The organism is uncultured Lamprocystis sp. (assembly GCF_903933125.1).
GTDB lineage: Bacteria > Pseudomonadota > Gammaproteobacteria > Chromatiales > Chromatiaceae > Thiodictyon.
Genome location: NZ_CAIZIZ010000395.1, coordinates 39,887 through 57,194, shown reverse-complemented (window position 1 = coordinate 57,194; position 17,308 = coordinate 39,887). Strand labels below are relative to the sequence as shown.

General features: G+C 63.4%; 18 protein-coding genes and 1 pseudogene. 11 read left to right on the top strand and 8 right to left on the bottom strand.

Annotation, left to right across the window (positions count from 1 at the left end):
- The 5 genes and pseudogenes from QZY03_RS21070 to QZY03_RS21050 all read right to left on the bottom strand — a co-directional run.
- A pseudogene (locus QZY03_RS21070) lies at positions 1 to 312 on the bottom strand (hypothetical protein); the annotation flags it as partial.
- A gap of 86 nt (positions 313 to 398) precedes the next feature.
- Positions 399 to 587, bottom strand: a complete 189-nt coding sequence (locus QZY03_RS21065; protein ID WP_295584288.1) for a hypothetical protein — start codon at positions 585 to 587, stop codon at positions 399 to 401.
- Positions 588 to 835: 248 nt separating this feature from the next.
- Positions 836 to 2,485 carry a chaperonin GroEL gene (gene groL / locus QZY03_RS21060; protein ID WP_295584287.1) on the bottom strand — a complete coding sequence of 550 codons (1,650 nt, stop codon included), beginning with the start codon at positions 2,483 to 2,485 and terminating at the stop codon, positions 836 to 838.
- Positions 2,486 to 2,546: 61 nt separating this feature from the next.
- The gene (groES, locus tag QZY03_RS21055; protein WP_295584285.1) at positions 2,547 to 2,837 is read right to left on the bottom strand and encodes a co-chaperone GroES; all 291 of its coding nucleotides are present in this window, start codon (positions 2,835 to 2,837) and stop codon (positions 2,547 to 2,549) included.
- Between the two features lie 135 nt (positions 2,838 to 2,972).
- On the bottom strand, positions 2,973 to 3,389 hold the full coding sequence (locus QZY03_RS21050; protein ID WP_295584283.1) for an FxsA family protein: 417 nt from the start codon (positions 3,387 to 3,389) through the stop codon (positions 2,973 to 2,975).
- 190 nt (positions 3,390 to 3,579) lie between these two features.
- Between QZY03_RS21050 and cutA the strand changes: the two genes are divergently transcribed.
- The 11 genes from cutA to lpxA all read left to right on the top strand — a co-directional run bounded on the left by cutA (position 3,580) and on the right by lpxA (position 14,233).
- Positions 3,580 to 3,915, top strand: a complete 336-nt coding sequence (cutA, locus tag QZY03_RS21045; RefSeq protein WP_295584281.1) for a divalent-cation tolerance protein CutA — start codon at positions 3,580 to 3,582, stop codon at positions 3,913 to 3,915.
- Between the two features lie 77 nt (positions 3,916 to 3,992).
- On the top strand, positions 3,993 to 6,293 hold the full coding sequence (locus tag QZY03_RS21040; protein WP_363168718.1) for a protein-disulfide reductase DsbD: 2,301 nt from the start codon (positions 3,993 to 3,995) through the stop codon (positions 6,291 to 6,293).
- On the top strand, positions 6,290 to 6,886 hold the full coding sequence (locus tag QZY03_RS21035) for a TlpA disulfide reductase family protein (RefSeq protein WP_295584276.1): 597 nt from the start codon (positions 6,290 to 6,292) through the stop codon (positions 6,884 to 6,886). Before QZY03_RS21040 ends, QZY03_RS21035 begins: the two co-directional genes overlap by 4 nt.
- Before the next feature lie 155 nt (positions 6,887 to 7,041).
- Positions 7,042 to 7,503: a type II 3-dehydroquinate dehydratase gene (gene aroQ / locus QZY03_RS21030; RefSeq protein ID WP_295584274.1), complete on the top strand. Its 462-nt coding sequence runs from the start codon at positions 7,042 to 7,044 to the stop codon at positions 7,501 to 7,503.
- Between the two features lie 2 nt (positions 7,504 to 7,505).
- The gene (gene accB, locus QZY03_RS21025) at positions 7,506 to 7,958 is read left to right on the top strand and encodes an acetyl-CoA carboxylase biotin carboxyl carrier protein (RefSeq protein WP_295584272.1); all 453 of its coding nucleotides are present in this window, start codon (positions 7,506 to 7,508) and stop codon (positions 7,956 to 7,958) included.
- 106 nt (positions 7,959 to 8,064) lie between these two features.
- Positions 8,065 to 9,408 (top strand): acetyl-CoA carboxylase biotin carboxylase subunit, encoded by a 1,344-nt coding sequence (accC, locus tag QZY03_RS21020; RefSeq protein ID WP_295584294.1) that lies wholly within the window; start codon positions 8,065 to 8,067, stop codon positions 9,406 to 9,408.
- A 78-nt stretch (positions 9,409 to 9,486) separates the two neighbouring features.
- Positions 9,487 to 10,386 (top strand): 50S ribosomal protein L11 methyltransferase, encoded by a 900-nt coding sequence (gene prmA, locus QZY03_RS21015; protein ID WP_295584270.1) that lies wholly within the window; start codon positions 9,487 to 9,489, stop codon positions 10,384 to 10,386.
- 55 nt (positions 10,387 to 10,441) lie between these two features.
- Positions 10,442 to 11,464 (top strand): tRNA dihydrouridine synthase DusB, encoded by a 1,023-nt coding sequence (dusB, locus tag QZY03_RS21010; RefSeq protein WP_295584268.1) that lies wholly within the window; start codon positions 10,442 to 10,444, stop codon positions 11,462 to 11,464.
- Positions 11,461 to 11,766, top strand: a complete 306-nt coding sequence (locus QZY03_RS21005; RefSeq protein WP_295584266.1) for a helix-turn-helix domain-containing protein — start codon at positions 11,461 to 11,463, stop codon at positions 11,764 to 11,766. The genes dusB and QZY03_RS21005 overlap by 4 nt, the downstream gene beginning before the upstream one ends.
- A gap of 120 nt (positions 11,767 to 11,886) precedes the next feature.
- Positions 11,887 to 13,452 carry a bifunctional phosphoribosylaminoimidazolecarboxamide formyltransferase/IMP cyclohydrolase gene (purH, locus tag QZY03_RS21000; protein ID WP_295584264.1) on the top strand — a complete coding sequence of 522 codons (1,566 nt, stop codon included), beginning with the start codon at positions 11,887 to 11,889 and terminating at the stop codon, positions 13,450 to 13,452.
- Between the two features lie 4 nt (positions 13,453 to 13,456).
- Positions 13,457 to 14,233: an acyl-ACP--UDP-N-acetylglucosamine O-acyltransferase gene (gene lpxA / locus QZY03_RS20995; RefSeq protein ID WP_295584262.1), complete on the top strand. Its 777-nt coding sequence runs from the start codon at positions 13,457 to 13,459 to the stop codon at positions 14,231 to 14,233.
- A gap of 26 nt (positions 14,234 to 14,259) precedes the next feature.
- Here the strand turns inward: lpxA and QZY03_RS20990 are convergent, their stop codons facing one another.
- The 3 genes from QZY03_RS20990 to glnL form a co-directional block, all read right to left on the bottom strand.
- Positions 14,260 to 14,652 carry a hypothetical protein gene (locus QZY03_RS20990; protein ID WP_295584260.1) on the bottom strand — a complete coding sequence of 131 codons (393 nt, stop codon included), beginning with the start codon at positions 14,650 to 14,652 and terminating at the stop codon, positions 14,260 to 14,262.
- Positions 14,653 to 14,732: 80 nt separating this feature from the next.
- Positions 14,733 to 16,151 carry a nitrogen regulation protein NR(I) gene (gene ntrC / locus QZY03_RS20985; RefSeq protein ID WP_295584258.1) on the bottom strand — a complete coding sequence of 473 codons (1,419 nt, stop codon included), beginning with the start codon at positions 16,149 to 16,151 and terminating at the stop codon, positions 14,733 to 14,735.
- Positions 16,144 to 17,226, bottom strand: a complete 1,083-nt coding sequence (glnL, locus tag QZY03_RS20980) for a nitrogen regulation protein NR(II) (RefSeq protein WP_295584256.1) — start codon at positions 17,224 to 17,226, stop codon at positions 16,144 to 16,146. Before glnL ends, ntrC begins: the two co-directional genes overlap by 8 nt.
- Between the last annotated feature and the right edge of the window lie 82 nt (positions 17,227 to 17,308).

Below are 17,308 nucleotides of genomic sequence, written 5' to 3'. Positions count from 1 at the left end.
CCTACAGAACCTGCTCCGCTGTAGGGTGGATAAGGCGCGCCGCTCGGTGTCAGGACCCCGGCACGGAGGTCGCGCGCGCCGCATCCACCTTAGGGCAGCGCGATGTCGCCCAAATTCGGAATTGCTGTCCGCGGCGACGTGCCGTTGGGGTTGCCCCTGCGCCAAGCGTACTTTGGCGGCCTCCCGCTGTTGCGCCCGCTCCAGGCGCGAGCGGTGCTTCACGACTACCCGCGGGCCGTCCGCCGCGTCGCGCCCGATGGCATCGACCCCCGTGTCTGCGCTACAGTCGAGCCCGGCAGGACCTTCGATCATGTTCCGTTCCCCTCGGTTGGTTTGCACTGCCAAGGGTACGCAATTTCGGGGGTCCTGCCACTCCCCCGCAGGTGATTAACCAAGCCTTAGACTGGGTCTTGGCCGGATTTATGATCAAGGCCGTCGTCGATCAAGGACCGTAACTCGGTGGCGAGTTTGCCGTGTCCGGCTCGCGCCTCGTGGGCGGCAACCTGCATCGCGATCGAGTAGAAGCGCTCCTCGTCCCCCTCCGCGTGGGACTTTAGCAGGGCCTTAAGTTGGTCGGCGCTCGGCATGGGTTGACGTTCGGTTGATGGTGACCAAGGAAACGGGTGCCTGAGGCCAGGCGAGGCTGCTCGGGGCGGATGATGTGAATTGAATCATAGCAGGCAGCAATAACGTGCGAGTCAGGAATCGTCCGCAGCCAACAACGCATGGTATGCGGCAGGACAAGAACGCGCGTGGAGGCGGTATCGTCAGACACCCATAAAAAAGCCCCGCCAAAGCGGGGCTTTTTCTCACCAAACCGGTGAAGCCTTGCGGCTTACATCATGTCCATGCCGCCCATGCCACCCATTCCGCCGCCGCCCGGCATGCCGCCGCCGGCGTCGCCCTTCGGCTCTTCAGCGACCATGGCCTCGGTGGTGATCATCAGACCGGCCACGGACGCGGCGTTCTGCAGCGCCGAACGGGTGACCTTGGTCGGGTCCAGGATGCCCATTTCGACCATGTCGCCGTATTCGCCGTTGGCGGCATTGTAGCCGTAATTGCCGGTCCCCTCGGCGACCTTCTGCAGCACCACGGACGGCTCGGCGCCGGCATTGGCGACGATCTGACGCAGTGGCTCTTCCATTGAACGGCAGCCGATGGCGATGCCGACGTCCTGGTCGTGGTTGTTGCCCTTGATGGTGTTCTTGATGGCCATCAGCGCACGAATCAGGGCCACGCCGCCGCCGGGGACGATGCCTTCCTCGACTGCCGCACGGGTGGCGTGCAGGGCATCTTCGACGCGCGCCTTCTTTTCCTTCATTTCCATTTCGGTGGCGGCACCGACCTTGATCAGGGCCACACCGCCGGCCAGCTTGGCCAGCCGCTCCTGGAGCTTCTCCTTGTCGTAGTCGGAGGAGGTTTCCTCGACCTGGGCGCGGATCTGCTCGCAACGGGACTTGATGTCGGCCTCGGAGCCGGCGCCGTCGATCAGGGTGGTCTCTTCCTTGGTGACCTGGACCTTCTTGGCGGTGCCCAGATCGTTCAGCGTGGCCTTCTCCAGCGACAGCCCGATCTCTTCGGAGATAACCGTGGCGCCGGTCAGCACCGCGATGTCCTGGAGCATGGCCTTGCGACGGTCACCAAAGCCGGGGGCCTTGACCGCGCATACCTTGATGATGCCGCGGATGGTGTTGACCACCAGGGTGGCCAGGGCTTCGCCCTCAACATCTTCGGCGACGATCAACAGCGGCTTGCCGGACTTGGCGACGGCTTCCAGTACGGGGAGCAGGTCGCGGATGTTGGAGATCTTCTTGTCGTGCAGCAGGATGAAGGGCGCTTCGAGCTCGACGCTCTGGCTCTGCTGGGTGTTGATGAAGTAGGGCGAGAGGTAGCCGCGATCGAACTGCATGCCCTCGACCACGTCCAGCTCGTTATGCAGGGACGTGCCTTCCTCAACGGTGATGACGCCTTCCTTGCCGACCTTTTCCATTGCCTGCGCGATGATCTCGCCGATGGAGTCATCGGAGTTGGCGGAGATGGTGCCGACCTGGGCGATCGCCTTGGTCTCGGTGCAGGGCTTGGACATCAGCTTGAGCTGCTCAGTGGCCGCCGTGACGGCCTGCTCGATGCCGCGCTTCAGATCCATCGGGTTCATGCCGGCGGCAACGGCCTTGAGGCCTTCGCGGACCATCGCCTGGGCCAGGACGGTGGCGGTGGTGGTGCCGTCACCCGCGACATCGGAGGTGTGGGAAGCGACTTCCTTCACCATCTGGGCGCCCATGTTCTGGAACTTGTCCTTGAGCTCGATCTCCTTGGCCACGGACACGCCGTCCTTGGTGACGGTCGGGGCGCCGTAGGACTTCTCGAGTACCACGTTCCGGCCCTTGGGACCCAGGGTGACCTTGACCGCGTCGGCCAGGATGTTCACGCCTTCCATCATCCGGGCGCGGGCTTCGCCGCCGAACTTAACGTCTTTTGCGCTCATAGGAATCTATCTCGATCGAAATTTGTTGTCAGGTGGAAATGCGGACGGGACGGCGGGCCGATCAGACCTCGACCACGCCCATGATGTCGTCTTCGCGCATCACCAGGAAATCTTTGCCGTCGAGTTTGACCTCGGTGCCGGAATACTTGCCGAACAGGACACGGTCGCCGACCTTCAGGTCCAGCGGACGGGTCTCGCCGTTGTCCAGAATCTTGCCGTGGCCGACAGCGATCACTTCGCCCTGGATCGGCTTTTCGGTGGCGGAATCGGGGATGACGATGCCGCCCGCGGTGGTGCGCTCCTCTTCCATACGGCGGACGACGACGCGATCGTGCAGGGGACGAATGTTCATGTGGTGTCTCCTTGAAGGGTGTTGGCGGAGGGGAGTGCGTGCGCGGCGCTGGTCGCGGCCGGGATTGTTAGCACTCATCAGAAGCGAGTGCTAATAGTAGGGCCTAAACGACGAGTGTCAAGGTTTAAGCGGTGCTCAGTCTTCGCGCCGCCACCGCCCCTCGATAACCCGCGGCCCGCGATCCGGGCCCGCGGTCGGGACCGGGACGATGTGGATATACCGGCGAATCAGCCGGCGACGCAGCGGCGGGACCAGAAGCAGAAACCCGACGAGGTCGGTGAGAAAGCCGGGCAGCAGCAGGAGCAGGCCGGCCACCAGGATCAAGGCGCCGTCCAGGAGTTCCAGCGCCGGAATCTGATCGCGCGCCATGCTGTCCCGGACCCGCATCAGCACGCCGAAACCCTGGTGACGCACCAGCCAGGTCCCGAGGATGGCGGTGAGGATGGCCACGGCGATCGTCGGGAAGGCGCCGATGACCGAGCCGACCTTGATCAGAAAGTAGACCTCGATCAGGGGCAGGCCAATAAACAGAAGCAGCAGAAGGAGAGGCACGGTGAAGTTCTCTGGGTGGGTTGCGGCGGTTCGCCGCGGAGTGGTATCCGATGTCCGGCCAACGCTTAAGGTCTGTGCCAGGGCTACGCGTTCAAGTAGCAGCCAAACACGCGCGGACACCGTATCATCCCACATCCGCCGTCGGCACCGCGCCAACCGCCGGTCCGCCACCTGCCCGACCGAGTGATTCATGACCACCGACACCGACTGCCGACTGGTATTCTGCACCTGCCCGGATCAGGAGACCGCCGCCCGTATCGCCGAGCGGCTGGTCGGCGACCGGCTGGCCGCCTGTGTGAACCTGCTGCCGGGCCTCACCTCGATCTATCGCTGGCAGGGTGAGGTCCAGCGGGAGGCCGAGGTCCTGTTGCTGATCAAGACGGTGGCGGCGCGCGTCCCCGCGCTGAGCGAGACGTTGCGCGGATTGCACCCCTACGAGCTGCCGGAGATCATTGCCCTGCCCATCACCGACGGACTGCCCGACTACCTGACCTGGATGACGACATGCACGCAAACAGACGACTGAGCCGCGGGTTCCAGCCTGCCGACCGTTGGATCCAGGCGGTGGTGCTTGTGCTTCTGGTCTTTGGTACCGCCGCGTCCATGGCGGTCGATGAGGAATTCCTGCTGCCGGAGCAAGCCTTCCAGGTCACCGCCACGGCGGACGGCGCCGCCGCGGTGCGGGCACGCTGGACCATCGCCGACGGCTACTATCTCTACAAAAGCAAATTCCGATTCACATCGCCCTTCCCAGACGTGGAACTCGGCGACCCGGAACTGCCGACGGCGCAACGCAAACAAGACGCGTTTTTCGGCGAGGTCGAGGTCTACCGGGGCCAGGTGGAGGTCCGCATCCCGGTCACCCGGCGGACAAACACCGACGCGCTGACGATCGAGGCGACCTCCCAGGGTTGCGCGGACGCGGGGCTCTGTTATCCCCCGCAGCGGCAAACGCTCGTGGTGCGCTTGCCCCAGACCGCCGCGGAAGCCGCCCCGCTGCGCGTCGCCGCCGCCGTGCCGGACGTCGCGCCGGCGCCGCTCACCGGCCATCGCCCCGGCGGGCCAATCTCAGGCATCGCGCAAAGCCTGGTGTCGCAAGTGGGACCTGGAATCGACGACGATCTCCTGACGGCTGAACAGGCATTCGTCTTCCAGGCCGAGCTGGGCGCCCCGGAGCGGATCGACCTGACCTGGGACATCGCCCCCGGGACCTATCTCTATCGGGAGAAAGTAGAGATTGCCCTGGACGGCGCGACCGACGTCTCCCTGGGCGCTTTCCAACTCCCCCCCGGCGAGATCAAGCGCAACACGATCCTGCCGGACGGCAGCACCGGCGATGTCGCGGTCTACCATGATCGGGTTGCACTCGCCCTGCCGTTATTACGCCATGGTCCGGCAGAGAGCGCGGTCACCGTGGTCGCCAAGTACCAGGGCTGCGCCGAGCGCGGCATTTGCTATCCGCCACAGACCCAGCGGGTCACGCTCGCCCTGCCGCCGGCCGCTCAGGTCGCTGCCGCCGGGCAGCAACAGGCCCAAGACCCGTCGGTCAGCGCGCCACCGGCGACCGACCGGTCAGTCAGTGCGCCGGAACCGGTCGCTGAGCAGGACCGCATCGCGTCCGTGCTGGCCGAGCGCAACCTGTGGACGGTCATCGCCCTGTTCTTTGGCTTCGGCCTCTTGCTCGCGTTCACCCCCTGCGTCTTCCCGATGATCCCCATCCTCTCCGGGATTATCGCGGGCGTCGGCCCCGGTATCACCACCCGTCGGGCCTTCACCCTGTCCCTGGTCTACGTTCTGGCGATGGCGCTGACCTATACCGTCGCCGGGGTGCTGGCCGGGCTGTTCGGCGCCAACCTTCAGGCGGCCTTTCAGAATCCGTGGATACTCTCGGCCTTCGCCCTGATCTTTGTGTTGCTGGCGCTCTCGATGTTCGGGTTCTATGACCTGCAACTGCCGTCGAGCCTTCAATCCAGGCTGGCGGAGGTCAGCAACAAACAGGCGGGCGGCACCCTGATCGGCGTGGCCATCATGGGCCTGCTCTCAGCCCTGATCGTCGGACCCTGTGTCGCCCCGCCGCTGTTTGGCGCACTGATTTATATCAGTCAGACCGGCGACGCGGTGCTGGGCGGGGTTGCGCTCTTCGCGCTGAGCCTGGGGATGGGCGCACCCCTGGTCGCCATCGGCACCTCGGCCGGCAAGCTGCTGCCCCGCGCCGGCGCCTGGATGGATGCGGTCAAAGCGGTGTTCGGAGTCGCCCTGCTGGCGGTGGCCCTGACCATGCTGGAGCGGATCCTGCCCGCGGCTGTGGCGCTGCTGCTCTGGGGGCTGCTCCTGATCTGCTCCGCGGTTTACCTGGGGGCGCTCAATCAGATCCCCGCCGAGGCGAGCGGCTGGACCCGGTTATGGAAGGGACTGGGCGTCGGGTTGCTGATCTACGGCGCTTTGATGCTCGTCGGCGCCGCGGCGGGCGGCAAAGACACCGTTCAGCCATTGCGCGGTCTGCTGGTCGGCGGCGGGGCCGGCAGTGCCCTGCCCCATGCGCAGTTCAAGCGGATCAAAACCACGGCAGACCTGGATCGGGAACTCGCGGCTGCAACCACTGCCGGTAAACCAGTGATGCTCGACTTCTACGCCGACTGGTGCGTGTCCTGCAAAGAGATGGAGCGTTACACCTTCAGCGACCCGACGGTGATCCAAGAGCTTGGCCGGTTTGTGCTGCTCCAGGCGGATGTGACCGCCAATGACGCCGCCGACCAGGCACTGATGCAGGGCCGCTTCAAACTCCCCGGCCCTCCGGCCATCCTGTTCTTCGATTCCGCCGGTACCGAGACGCCGGGGCTGCGTCTGGTCGGGTTCAAACCAGCGGACGCCTTTGCCGCCCACCTGCGGCGGATCGCACCATGAACGCGTTCAAGGTGGTCGGAGTCACCCTGTTGGCGGCAGGGATCAGCGTGGGCACCGCCCTTTTCGGCGAGCGCTGGCTGGCACGCGAAGGTCCGGCTGACCAAAGTACGATGGGGGGTGCTGCGCTCTTGCATGGCTTGCCCGACTTCAAACTGCCGGATCTCGGGGGACGCGAGGTGGCGAGCACCGCCTGGGCCGGGAAGGTGTTGGTCATCAACTACTGGGCGAGCTGGTGCCCGCCCTGTGTGCGTGAGATGCCCCTCCTCATCCAGACGCAGCAGGCGCTGGGTGATCGTGGGGTCCAGATCGTCGGAATCGCCATTGATCGGGTGGCGGACGTCAGGCAATTCATCGCGAAATATCCGGTGAACTATCCGGTCCTGATCGGTAACCCGGAGGCGGTCGAGATCTCGCGGCGCCTCGGGAACAGGCTCCAGGGGATGCCCTTCACGGTCATCTTCAATCGGCGCGGTCAGCGCGTCTTCAGCCGGATCGGCGAGGTCAGCGCCGCGCAATTGCAAACCCAGCTGGACCGGCTGCTGGGCGATACCCCGGTCCAGGCGCCGCCGGCCACTCCCGACGGCCCCGCATAACTGGACATGATCGCGCGAAATCCGGACAATTCGCGGCGAATCCCCGCCAGAGCGCGTCGTACCCGTCACGGCGCCCTGACGGCCTCGCGGCCGCCGCCAAACTCCCGCGGCGGCCCCATCCTAACCCCGACCCTGATAAGGGCCAGACACGCGACATGGCAAGCATCCTGGTCCTTAATGGACCCAATCTGAACCTCCTGGGCAGCCGTGAACCGGGCCACTACGGTCAGGCGAGCCTGGGCGAAATCGAGCGGCGCCTGCACGACCAGGCAATGGAGCAGGGCCATACTCTGGCCTTTGCCCAAAGCAATGCGGAACACGTGCTGATCGAGATGATCCACGCTGCCGCGCGTGAGGGCGTGCGCTTCATCATCTTCAACCCGGCTGCCTTCACTCATACCAGCATTGCCCTACGCGACGCACTACTCGCCGTTGCCATCCCCTTCATCGAGGTGCACCTCTCGAACGTGCACGCCCGTGAGGCATTTCGCCGCCACTCCTATTTTTCGGACATCGCGGCGGGAGTCATCAGCGGGCTCGGTGCATTGGGATACGAACTGGCATTGAGCGCTGCTCTGAACCGGCTGGCCCAAGTTAATTCCACCGAGAACCACTGAGCATGGACATCCGTAAGGTCAAGAAACTGATCGAGCTCTTGGAACAATCCAATGTATCCGAGATCGAGATCCACGAAGGCGAGGAGTCCGTGCGCATCAGCCGGCATGGCGGCGTGGCGTCCTTCATGACGCCGCAGACCATGCCCATGCAGCTGACCGCCGCGCCGACCGCAGCGGCCGGGCCACCAAAACCCGGCGATGAATTGCTCGACGGCCTGGCGGGAGAGGTCGTCCGCTCGCCCATGGTCGGAACCTTCTACCGCGCGTCCACCCCAGGCTCCGGACCCTTCGTCGAAGAGGGTCAGAAGGTCAAGGCCGGGGATACGCTGTGCATCATCGAGGCGATGAAGATCCTCAACCAGATCGAGTGCGAACAAGCCGGAACCGTGCGTCGCATTCTCGTGGAAAATGGACAGCCGGTCGAATATAACCAGCCGTTGTTCATTATCGAATGAGCCCTCCCCGCGTCCTCCGCCGACGGCCGCGCACAGCGGCCACGGATTCCGCGTGTCTTGCCGCAGCCAGCGGCCATCGCCCAGAGGCTACCCCCGCATGCCCGCCATGATCGAAAAGATCCTAATCGCCAACCGGGGTGAGATCGCGCTCCGGATCCTGCGCGCCTGCCGTGAACTCGGCATCCGCACCGTCGCGGTGCACTCCGAGGCGGACCGGGACCTCAAGCACGTGCTCTTAGCCGATGAGACCGTGTGTATCGGACCCGCCGCTTCGCGCGACAGTTACCTCAATGTCCCGGCGATCATCAGCGCCGCCGAAGTGACCGACACGGTCGCAATTCACCCGGGCTACGGTTTCCTGTCCGAAAACGCGGACTTCGCCGAGCGGGTCGAGCGTTCGGGGTTCATTTTCATCGGCCCGCGTCCGGAAACCATTCGCTTGATGGGCGACAAAGTCTCGGCCATCGCCGCCATGAAGGCAGCCGGGGTGCCCTGCGTCCCCGGCTCGGACGGTCCGATCGACGACGAGGACAAGAAGCGCACCCTGGATTTGGCCCGCAACATTGGCTACCCGATCATCATCAAGGCGGCCGGCGGCGGCGGCGGTCGCGGCATGCGGGTGGTGAATTCGGAGGCGACGCTGCTCAATGCCATCTCGTTGACGCGGGCGGAGGCCGGAGCGGCCTTCAATAATGAGACTGTCTATCTGGAAAAGTACCTGGAGAATCCCCGCCATATCGAGTTTCAGCTGCTGGCGGATCAGCACGGCCACGCCATTTATCTGGGCGAACGCGATTGCTCCATGCAGCGCCGTCATCAGAAAGTGGTGGAAGAAGCCCCCGCCCCCGGGATTACCGAGACCCAACGCCGCGAGATCGGCGAGCGCTGTGCTCAGGCCTGTCGGGATATCGGTTACCGCGGCGCCGGCACTTTCGAATTTCTGTACGAAGACGGGCGCTTCTACTTCATCGAGATGAACACGCGTGTACAGGTGGAACACCCCGTCACCGAGGTCGTCACGGGGGTCGATATCGTACGGGAACAAATCCGAGTCGCCGCCGGGGAGCCACTGCATTACCGCCAGGAAGATATCGTCATCCGGGGCCACGCGGTGGAGTGCCGCATCAATGCCGAGCACTCGGAGACCTTCCGGCCCAGCCCAGGAAAGATCACGGAATTCCACGCGCCCGGTGGACCCGGTATTCGCCTGGACACCCATATCTACTCCGGCTATACGGTTCCGCCCCACTATGATTCCATGATCGGCAAACTGATCGCTCACGGGGAAGATCGCCAGTGCGCCATTGCCCGCATGTGCAATGCCCTGCGCGAAACAGTCATTGAGGGAATCGACACCAACATCAAACTCCAGCGCTCCATCCTCCGGGATGCGGCCTTCCAGGCCGGCGGGGCCAACATCCATTACCTGGAGAAAAAGCTGGGGTTATGACTGGCGACAGCGCGACGCGCTGTCGCTCACGCCTGACCCCGTTCGGGTCCGCTGCCCACCCGCCCCTTAGGTAATCACATGCCCTGGCTGCAAATCACTTTTACCGTCGAGCAGGGCCGCGCGGCGCTGTTCGAGGCCGCGCTGGAAAACGCGGGTGCCCTTGCCGTGACCTTGGGCGATGCCGGCGACGATCCCCAACTCGAACCGCCGCCTGGTGCCATGCCCCTGTGGCAGGCGGTGCGGCTGGTCGCGCTGTTTGAGGATGGGTGCGACGTACAGCGCATCGCTGACGGCCTGGCGCCGCAGAGCCTGACCTCACCCCGGATCGAAATCGTCGCCGACCGTCCCTGGGAGCGGGTCTGGCTCGATGACTTCAAGCCCACCCGCTTCGGTCGGCGACTCTGGGTCTGCCCGCAGGGACAACCGGCCGGGTCGCCCGATGCGATCGTGGTTGACCTGGACCCGGGACTTGCCTTCGGGACTGGGCATCACCCCACCACGGCCCTGTGCCTGGAGTGGCTCGACGGGGACGATCTGGTCGGCAAGACTGTCCTCGATTATGGCTGCGGCTCCGGGATCCTGGCGATTGCCGCACTCAAACTCGGCGCCGCACGGGTGATCGCGGTTGATCACGACCCGCAAGCCATCGAGGCGACGCTGTCGAACGCCGCCGCCAATACGGTCACTGCCGGCCTGAGTGTCTGTCTACCCGCCGAACTGGCGACCGTCCTGACCGGCCCGCCGGTCGATGTGGTGATCGCGAACATCCTGGCCGGACCCTTGATTGAGCTCGCCCCGTTGCTGATGGAGCGTCTGCGCGCGGGCGGCGATCTGGTGCTCTCCGGGGTGCTGGAGGAGCAGGTGCCGGGCGTAACCGCGGCCTACAGCGCGTGCGTCGAATTTACGCCGGTCCGGGTCCGTGAAGGCTGGGCGCTCATCACCGGACGCAAGTGCGCGACCCGGCACCCATGCACCTGATCACTCACGACGGACAGCGGCGGGGAGCAGCGCGCATCGAGCAGGTTGAGTCTCTATGACCAAGGCACTCCGCCCGGCACCCTTGCGGCCGTTCATGATCGGACCCTACCGGCTTCCCAACAACCTGGTCCTGGCCCCGATGGCGGGGGTCAGCGACCGACCCTACCGGGTCCTGTGCCGCCGGTTCGGGGCCGGGCTTGCGGTCTCCGAGATGGTGTCGTCCGATATTCGGCTGCGTGGATCGACGAAATCCTTGAAGCGCCTGGATTTCGCGGGCGAGATCGGACCCATTTCGGTACAGATCGTCGGCACCGACCCTCACGCCATGGGTGAGGCCGCCCGCTTTCACCAAGACCTGGGCGCACAGATCATCGACATCAACATGGGCTGCCCGGCCAAAAAAGTGTGCCGGGTGGCGGCGGGATCCGCATTGCTGCGCGACGAGGCGCTGGTTGGGCGCATCCTCACGGCAGTGGTGCAGGCGGTCGCGGCCCCGGTCACGCTCAAGATCCGCACCGGCTGGTCGCCGGAACAACGCAATGCGGTCACGATTGCCCACATCGCCCGCGAGTCGGGCATCGCGGCACTCACCGTGCACGGCCGGACCCGTGCCTGCAGCTATGGTACACCGGCCGAGCACGAGACCATCCAGGCGATCCGTGCACAAGTTGACATTTCGTTGATCGCCAACGGCGATATCGACTCACCACAGGCCGCACTCCGGGTACTGGACTCCACCGGTTGCGATGCTATCATGATCGGACGCGCAGCCCAGGGACGCCCCTGGATCTTCCGCGATATCGCCGCCTTCCTGGCAACTGGCGTCATACCCGACGCGCCTGCGCCGGACTGGATCAGAGACCTCCTGATCGAGCATCTGGACGGGCTTTATCAGTTCTATGGAACCTATGCCGGAGTGCGGATCGCGCGTAAGCATATCGCCTGGTATTGTCGCGGACTGCCCGGCGCGGCCGTCTTCCGGGTCGGCATCAATCGCGCAAACTCAACGCGAGACCAGGTATCGCAGGTTCTCGCCTTCTTCAACCAAGATTCAGGAAGAGAGGACGTGGCGGCATGACGACGGCGATTAAGGATGACGAGTCTGCTCCGGCGGCCCATCATTTGCGGGTGATCCAGGCCGATGGCACTGACCCGTTGGCGAAGTGCGTTGCGGATGCCCTGGAAACCTATCTGCGGAACATGGATGGGCACGCGGTCAGCGATCTCTATCGCCTGGTCATTGTGGAGGTCGAGCGCCCGCTGTTCGAGACGATCGTGCGTCACGCCAATGGCAACCTGACCCAGGCCGCCCGGATGCTCGGCCTGACCCGCAGCACACTGCGCAAGCGCCTGACCGAGTATGGCCTTGCGGGACGCTGAGGCGCGCCCGCCCAAGGCCTGCTAATTCACACGCGCGGACCAGGCAACCCCCAGCACCGCGAACCGAGCCTTCCCTGCACCTTACGTCAGACCCTACTCTGACCCTGTGGAAATGAATTGATGCAACCCATAAGACGCGCCCTGATCAGTGTTTCGGATAAGACCGGTGTCATCGACCTGGCCCGCGGCTTGGCCGCCCGCGGGGTCGAGATTCTATCCACCGGCGGCACCGCCGCGCTGCTGAGCGAGCAGGCGATACCGGTCGTCGAGGTCTCAGACTACACCGGCTTCCCGGAGATGATGGGTGGGCGCGTCAAGACGCTGCACCCGCGGTTGCACGGCGGCATCCTGGGGCGTCGCGGGATCGATGACGCGGTCATGCTCGAACACGCGATTCCGCCCATCGATCTGGTCGTGGTGAACCTCTATCCATTCGAAGCAACGGTTGCCAAACCCGGCTGCGACCTGGCGAGCGCGATCGAGAACATCGACATCGGCGGACCGACCCTGCTGCGCGGCGCCGCCAAGAATCACGCCGCGGTGACCGTGGTGGTAGACGCCGCGGACTATCCGCGGATATTGACCGAACTCGCCGAATCCGGCGGCGTCAGTGAGGCCACGCGCTTCGACCTGGCAGTGAAGGTCTTCGAGCACACTGCCGGCTACGATCGGGCCATCGCCAACTATCTCGGCACGGTGATCGAACACCCCGAGGGCAAGGCCGAAGGCTTTCCGCGCACCATCAATCTTCAATTCCACAAGCGCCAGGCCATGCGCTATGGCGAGAATCCGCATCAGCAGGCGGCCTTCTATGTCGGCCGCGATCTGGCTGAGGCATCCGTCTCCACCGCGCGTCAGATCCAGGGAAAGGAACTCTCATTCAACAACATCGCCGACACGGATGCGGCCATTGAGTGCATCAAGCAGTTCAATGAGGCGCCCGCCTGCGTCATCGTCAAACACGCCAACCCCTGTGGTGTCGCCGTCGGCGCCAACCTGATGGAAGCCTATGATCGGGCCTATGCGACCGACCCGGAGTCCGCGTTCGGCGGCATCATCGCCTTCAACCGGGAACTGGATGGTGAAACGGCCCGCGCGATTTGCGAGCGCCAGTTTGTCGAAGTGATCGTTGCTCCGCGCATCTCGGCATCCGCCTCCGCCGCGGTCGCCGCCAAGAAAAACGTCCGACTCCTGGAGTGCGGTGAATGGAGCACCGAGGTGGTCCCACGACTCGACTTCAAACGCGTCAATGGCGGCCTGCTGGTCCAGGAAGCAGACCTGCACCTGATTGACGCCCTGCGCACCGTGACACAACGCGCGCCGACCCCGCAGGAAGAGCAGGACCTGATCTTCACCTGGCGGGTGGCCAAGTACGTCAAGTCAAATGCCATCATCTACGGCCGCGACGGCATGACCATCGGCATCGGTGCCGGACAGATGAGCCGGGTGAATTCAGCCCGCATCGCGGTGATCAAGGCGGAATTGGCCGGTCTGGCAGTTGCCGGATCGGTCATGGCATCAGACGCTTTCTTCCCTTTCCGCGACGGGATCGACCAGGCCGCTGCGGCCGGAATCACTGCTGTCATCCAGCCCGGCGGATCGATGCGTGACGACGAGGTCATTGCCGCGGCAGACCAGCATGGAATGGCCATGGTGTTCACCGGAATGCGGCACTTCAGACATTAGGACAGTGAAGATACACCCCACCGCCATCATCGAGGCCGGCGCTCAGGTCCATGAATCAGTGAGCGTCGGCCCCTATTCGATCATTGAGGCCGGAGCGGTGATCGGCGAGGGTTGCCGTATCGACAGTTGCGCCCGTATCTTCAGCCCGACCCGAATGGGCGCATTCAACCGCGTATGTCACGGCGCCACGCTCGGCGCCGATGCCCAGGACTTGGCATTCGACCCGGCCCACGCGCGACCACTGATTATCGGTGACCATAACTGTTTCAAGGAAGGCGTCAATATCAGTTGTGGGACCAAGAGCGAGGAAGGCACCCGCATCGGCAGCCATAACTACTGGATGGCGTATTCACACGCTGGTCACGATTGTGTCGTCGGGGACCACAACATTTTCGCCAACACCGCGACCTTGGCCGGTCATGTTGAAGTCGAACACCATTGCTTCCTCTCCGGCCAGGTGGCAGTGCATCAGTTCTGCCGGATCGGCGCTTATGCCATGATTGCCGGGGTGAGCGGATTACCTCAGGATTGTCCGCCCTTCGCGTTGGCCGATGGTCATCGGGCACGCATCGTCGGACTCAATGTCGTGGGGTTGCGCCGCGGCGGTTTCAGTCAGGAGCAACGCAGTCGGATAAAGGCGGTCTTTCATCTGCTGTTCCGCTCGAATCTGCGCCTTATGGAGGCATTGGCTCGCGCAGAAACCGAGCACAGCAGCCCGGAGACGGAACAAATTGTGCGGTTCGTTCAATCGAGTCGCCGGGGGTTGATCTCCGCGGCCTGAGCGCCCTGGGATGACTGATGCGATGACTACCTCAGGTGATCGAGGTATTTCGGAACCCCCTCCATTTCCAACCGCGCGGAACGTGCCTCGACCAACAAGGTGGTTGACGCTCCTTCCAATCGCAGCGCACAACGAATCAGGCCCCTGCTTGAAAAAGGGATCGGAATCATATCCCGATAAGTGTAAACGTTGTCGTCGATGTCACCGCCGGCACAGACCACTGAACCCGCATTCCAATCAGGCGGATTGCTGACATCTTCCAGCACCAGCACACCAGCCTGACTCCAACGGGTCCGCTCTTTCGAGCCCGTCATGTTTTTGATGATCAGGGCACACGGAAAGGCGATACGTACCGTGGACGATGTTGATTCAATCAGCTCGATTTCCGAGCCCTTCAGTTCAATGTAGCTGCTGTCCATCGAAACCCATGCGGCCTGTTGAATGCTGTAGTGTATCAATGATCACGAGGGTCTCCGAGCAGATCCGTGAGCCCCGCGGCTCACGCCTCTTCCGGATCACGCCCCAAGTCGAGTTGGAGTTCCTTGATTTTGCGCGTGAGTGTATTACGGCCCCAACCCAACAGTCGCGCCGCATCCTGCCGCCGTCCGCCGGTGTGCTCAAGCGCTGTTTGGATCAGAATCGTCTCGAATGCCGGCAACGCCTGATCCAAGAGTGCACCTTGCCCGCGTTTGAGACTTTGCCGCGCCCAGCGTCGAAAGACCATCTCCCAAGGCTCATCGCGACCAACCTCGGTACTTACGGTGTTCAACTCGGGCGGCAGATCCTCCGCGTGAACCTCTTTGCTCGATGCCATCACCGTCAGCCAGCGCGCGGTATTCTCGAGTTGACGCACATTTCCCGGCCAATCGAGCCGCTTGAGTTGTTCAATCGCGGTCGGCAGCAGGATTTTCGAGTCACAGCCCAGTTCGCGAGCGGCTTGAACCAAGAAATGCCGCATGAGCAGCGGGATGTCCTCACGGCGATCGCGCAAGGCGGGAAGCTGGATGCGGATGACGTTGAGGCGGTGGAACAGGTCCTCGCGGAATCGCCCCTGCCGCACCAGGTCTTCCAGATTCTGGTGGGTCGCCGCGATGATCCGCACGTCGACCCGTATCGGCGCGACCCCGCCGACCCGGTAGAACTCACCATCGGACAGAACACGCAGCAGTCGGGTCTGAAGCTCGGCCGGCATATCACCGATTTCGTCTAGAAAGAGCGTCCCACGATCAGCCTGCTCGAACCGACCCTCGCGTCTGGCCTGTGCCCCGGTGAAAGCACCGCGCTCGTGCCCGAAGAGTTCGGACTCCAACAAGTCGCGCGGGATCGCGGCCATATTGAGCGCAATAAAGGGCCGATCGCTGCGTGGACTATGGCGATGCAGTGCGTGCGCCACCAGCTCTTTACCGGTCCCTGATTCACCATTGATCAGCACGGTAATGTTCGAGCGCGCCAATCGGCCGATCGCGCGAAACACCTCCTGCATCGCCGGTGCCTCACCGATGATGTCAGGCCCATGCAGAACCACCGTCTCTTCCGGGACATCAGAACGCACGCGGCGACAGGCCCGCCCGACCTGGCTGACCGCCTCGTCGATATCGAACGGCTTGGGCAGATACTCGAATGCGCCCCCGTGAAACGCTGAAACAGCGCTGTCCAGGTCGGAATGGGCGGTCATGATGATGACCGGCAAACCCGGATAGCGAGAAGTCACCTGCCGCAACAGGTCCAGCCCGTCGATCCCGGGCATCCGGATATCAGAGAGAATGACGTCCGGCTGTTCCCGCTCCAAGGCTTCCATGATGCCGACGCCGTTGGAGAAGCAGGTCACATGCATCTCGGCCTTGCGCAGGGCACGCTCCAGCACCCAGCGAATGGATCGGTCGTCGTCGATCACCCAAACCCGGGGTTCTCTAGGCATGTTCTGGCTCCAGCGGTAAATAGACATAGAAGTGGGTGTCGCCTGGACGACTCTCACATTCGATCAATCCCCCATGCTGATTGATGAGATCCTGGGCGATCGGGAGTCCGAGGCCACTTCCCCCCGGATGCCCGGAGACCATCGGGAAAAAGATCTGGTCCTTGATCTCCTCGGGAATTCCCGGCCCGTTATCGCTGATCTCGGTCAGCAGCACGAGTCGATGGCGCCTGCTCCCAATAGTGAACTGGCGTAACACGCGGGTACGAAGCTTGACGAGACCGTGGGCGCCGGTCGCGGCAGCAGCGTTACGGGCAATATTCAGGAAGGCCTGTATCAGCCGATCCTGATCCGCGCTGAGTTCGGGCAGGCTCGGATCATAATCCCGACGCACCTGCGGACCGGAGGGGAACTCGGCACTGATCAAACCACGCACATGTTCCAATACCGTATGGATATTGACCTTCGCACGGGTCGGCATCCGATTGGAACCGATCATCCTGTTCATCAGCGCCTGTAACCGATCGGCCTCATCAATAATGATGCGCGTGTATTCGCGTAATCCTGGATCAGGCAGTTCCCGCTCCAACAGTTGAGCCGCGCCGCGAAGTCCGCCAAGCGGATTCTTTATCTCATGGGCCAGACCCTTGATCAGCGCCTGCGTCGCTTGATGCTGAGACAGCAGGTGCTCCTCACGGGTGATCCTGAGTTGTCGGTCGACCTGATGAAGTTCAACGAGGATTTCCGGCTCTGCATCAAAATGATGCAATGGAAGCACGGTGCAGTTCACCGTAATGGTGCGCCCGTCCAGGAGAACAACGTTCAGTTCGCGTTCCGTAAAGGGATGGCGCGAGGTCAGGGCATCGCGAAGACGCCGCTCCACTTGGGTCCCAGGACAGGGAAGGACATTACCGGCGTGGAGGCCAACCACATGGCGCGCACTGAACTGAAAAAGCATTTCCGCAGCCGGATTCAGATACTTGAGGCACAAATCGGCACCAAAAAGCATCACCGCCGTACTCAAATGATCGACGACCGTTTGTTCAAGTGGAGAAGGGGTAACGCGATTTATGCTCATGCTGAATGCCGATAAGAATCCATGACACACGCCGGTAACCGAGAAAAACCAAACGAGAGCCCAGCGAAGACAACCGCCCACG